3 protein-coding genes are annotated in these 3404 nt (G+C 69.4%); all 3 read left to right on the forward strand.

Annotation, left to right across the window (positions count from 1 at the left end; translation table 11 throughout):
- Positions 1-309 precede the first annotated feature (309 nt).
- The 3 genes from ACF053_RS30190 to ACF053_RS30200 all read left to right on the forward strand — a co-directional run bounded on the left by ACF053_RS30190 (position 310) and on the right by ACF053_RS30200 (position 2959).
- Positions 310-780 carry a hypothetical protein gene (locus tag ACF053_RS30190; RefSeq protein ID WP_391956937.1) on the forward strand — a complete coding sequence of 157 codons (471 nt, stop codon included), beginning with the start codon at positions 310-312 and terminating at the stop codon, positions 778-780.
- Positions 781-860: 80 nt separating this feature from the next.
- On the forward strand, positions 861-1676 hold the full coding sequence (locus ACF053_RS30195) for a hypothetical protein (RefSeq protein ID WP_391956938.1): 816 nt from the start codon (positions 861-863) through the stop codon (positions 1674-1676).
- Positions 1677-2230: 554 nt separating this feature from the next.
- Complete coding sequence (locus ACF053_RS30200) at positions 2231-2959, forward strand: DUF2786 domain-containing protein (RefSeq protein WP_391956939.1); 729 nt, start codon at positions 2231-2233, stop codon at positions 2957-2959.
- Positions 2960-3404 lie beyond the last annotated feature (445 nt).

Here is a 3404-nt window from a genome sequence, read left to right on the forward strand (position 1 = left end):
TCGTCGTCCGCCGGCGCCGTGGTGGCCGGGGTGAGGGGCTGAGGTCGAGGAGGGCCTGGAGGAGCTGCGCGACGTCGAAGGGTGCGGGCCGGCCCCGGGCCGGGGGAGGGAAAGACGGCTGGCTGGGAGGGGGGTCGGCGGAGGCCCGGACGCCTGCTAAAAGATCATGGAACTTCCGGGAAAAACCCTGGTCAGACCCCCTTCTCGGCTTGGTGATCCGGTCCAACACTGGTAATATAGAGCTTGTTGGAAGGGGGTGGCACCCCGGACAACGAGAACCACTCGAAACTCACACCGGAGGCAGACGACATGACCGCGACGCTCACCACCGCCCAGATCGCGAAGCAGCTCCGCGAGAAGGCCGCGACGACGCCCGGTTACTGGACCGAGGGATGCGCCAACTGGGACTGCGCCAACAAGGTGTGTGAATACGTCGTGGCCGACGAGTATTACGCCTCGTACGAGGACGCGCGCGCCGATGGCGTGGAATGGGGAATGCGCATCTGCCGCTCGTGCAAGCGCAACGTCTGGACTGACGCCCTTGTGCTCCTGAAGCGGGAGCGCGTTTCGCTGGTCCGTCGCCCGCGCTGCGAATTCAGCACCACGAAGGGATGCCACCTTTCCGGCAAGTATTTCGTACAGGTCTCCGGCGAGCGCAAGTGGTACTGCGCCCACGACATCGCCCTTTACGTCCGTGCCGAATTCGACATCTACCGAATCGACAAGCAGGGGCGAATCATCCACGCGACCAAGAAGCTGAACGAGATTTTCAACGGCTGACAAGTCCCCTACCCCCCCGGGGCGGCGGATGGCACCGCCGCCCCGGCCCCCCTCGAAACCCGAGCCATACGGAGGTCACCATGGCCGTCATCGATGCCGCGTTCTACCCGCTGATCGTCACCAACCGTCCCGCCGATGCCCTGTACCGCCAGCCCCCGACCGGTACCGACATGGGCGGGGTCCGTCTGTGTCCGATCGCCGACGTTCGCCCCGGCGACTGGGTGCTCGGCGAGTTCGAGCGCCCCCTGAACCCGAACCGTCTCGACACCCTCATGCAAAGCGTCGCGTGCTTCCCCGCCCTGCCCGCCGCGCTGAACGGATACATCGCCCTGGACGGGCAGTCGGACGTGTGGCACGACGAGGAAACGGTGCTGATCATCCCCCGCGAGTACATTCCCGGCGACACCTACGCCGATCGCTCGGGCGGATACCGCCCCGGCGACCGGGTGGAGCGCACGTTCATCTACGACCCGATGCACGACGACGACCGCGACAAGGTAGGGAAGGCACGCCCCGTCATCCAGCGCGGCACCGTCACCTCCGTCGAGGGCGACGCGTTCACCGTGGCGTGGTCGGGATGCTGGGCCAACGGACGCTCCGAAGAGGTCGCCATGCGTCTGGTCGACCCGGTGGCCGTCGCCCGCGAGCGCGCCGTGTTCGGCTTCGCCGTCGGCGACACCGTCACTACCGAGGGCAGCTACGCGACCGGTGTCGTGCTGGAACTGTGGTTCCACCACTGGGCCGGGGTGCCGATGGCCCGCGTCTACTGGCCCGGCAGCATGTGGAGCAACTACTGCTCGTACGACTTCGCGCCCACCAGCCGATACAGCCACAAGGTCCCGGAGAGCACCTACGGCGTCACATGCCGCGCGACCTACCCCGCGCCCACCGGCTGACATTCTCTGCCGCACCCGGGGGCAACGCCCCGGGTGCGGAACCAGCCCGTGCAGCGCCAGGGCGGCGGCCGGCCGGGGGTGGCCGGGCCCGGCGCGGGGCGCGGTCGGGGCGCGGCGATGTGGGCGCCGGCCCCGCCGTGGGGAGCCGGGCGGGTGCGCGGGGCCGTGCTCCGGCACCCGGCCTCTGGCCGGGTTGCGAGGGGCGCTCTGGCGCCGCCCCCTCGCCCTCCCCCGGCGGGGTTGGTGGTGCGGTCGGAGCCCGGGTTCCAGCGCCGTCGTGGTGACCGCGGGCGGCTGAGGTCGAGGAGGAGCTGCGCGACGTCGAAGGGTGTGGGCCTGCCTGGGGCCGGGGGAGGGATAAGCGGCTGGCAAGGAGGGGGGTCGGCGGGGCCCGGACGCCCGCTAAAAGATCATGGAACTTCCAAGGAAAAACCCTGGTCAGAGCCCCTTTCCGGCTTGGTCATCCGGTCCAGTACTGGTAATATAGAGCTTGTTAGAAGGGGGTGGCACCCCGGACAACGAAAACCACTCGAAACCCATACCGAAGGCAGGCAATGACCCAGGAAACGAACCCTCAGCTTGCGAAGATTCGCACCTTGCTCGCGAAGGCCGAAGACCGGGCGGCTAGCCGTGAAGAGGCTGAGGCGTACTTCGCGAAGGCTGCTGAGCTGATGGCCAAATACGGGATCGAGCAGGCCATGCTGGCCGACGCGAACCCCGGCACCGATCGACCGGCAGACCGTGTGATCCACGTCGAAGGAAACTATGTCGTCGACCGAATCAACCTCCTGCACTCCATTCTTCGGCCCCTCAATCTTCAGGGCATCCGGCTCCGGGGGCCGAATGGAAGGCCGGCGGCCGAGGTTCATGTATTCGGCTACGAGGCCGACATCCAGCGCGCGGAAATGCTGTTCACCAGCCTGCTCCTCCAGGCGTTCAACGGAATGCGGAACGGCCGCCCGATGTGGGGGGAGTCCGTCACTGCATACCGAAAGACGTGGCTGATGGGCTTCTCCAAGGCCGTTGAGAACCGGCTCGAAGCAGCGGAGGCGAGGGCTCGCGATGAGGCCACCGACGGGGCGCGCGGCCGATCCGCAGAGCTAGTGCTCGCTGACCGGGCGAGCGTGGTTCTGGCCAGCTATCGCAAGGCGTACCCGAAGGCCCAGAAGGTGACGCGGTCGCTGGCCGGGTCCGGTTTCGGCGCTGGCGAACGCGCCGGGAACGCCGCAGACCTCGGGGGGACGCGCGTCGGTTCTGGCGGGCGGCGCAGGCTCACCTCCTAAGCCGTTCCGCTCGGGGGGTGGCAGCAGTCGCCCCCCGCCCGTCGTCCTGGTCCGCTCCGGCCGCTCGCGCGGTGGGCGGCGGCTGGCTGGGGGTGGCCGGGCGGGGGCGCGGTGCGCCGTCGGGGCGCGGCCGCGTGGGCGCCGGCCTCGCCGTGAAGGTGCGGCCGGTGCGCAACACCGTCGTACGGCACCCGTCCCTCGGCCGGATACTGGGGGCTCCTCGCCAGCGCCCAGGGCGCGCTGGACCGCCCAGGTGGAAAGGCGACAGGCCCCGGGGGCATCGCGGGGTTGTCCCGCGGCGTGCGGGCCGGTGATGAAGGTGCGGGTGGTTGCCCGCGGCGTGGCCGCCTGTGGGTGGGCATCGCACCTTTGGTGCGATCCGGCCGTGCGCCGCAGTCGTCGGGCCCTGGGGGCCCTCCTTATTGCGGCCCGCGCTGCGCGCGGG

The organism is Streptomyces kanasensis, assembly GCF_043077165.1.
Lineage (GTDB): Bacteria > Actinomycetota > Actinomycetes > Streptomycetales > Streptomycetaceae > Streptomyces > Streptomyces changanensis.

Coding starts and splice junctions, on each gene's coding strand:
- ACF053_RS30195 (WP_391956938.1), top strand. CDS start 861: ATGGCCGTCATCGATGCCGCGTTCTACCCGCTGATCGTCACCAACCGT.
- ACF053_RS30200 (WP_391956939.1), top strand. CDS start 2,231: ATGACCCAGGAAACGAACCCTCAGCTTGCGAAGATTCGCACCTTGCTC.
- ACF053_RS30190 (WP_391956937.1), top strand. CDS start 310: ATGACCGCGACGCTCACCACCGCCCAGATCGCGAAGCAGCTCCGCGAG.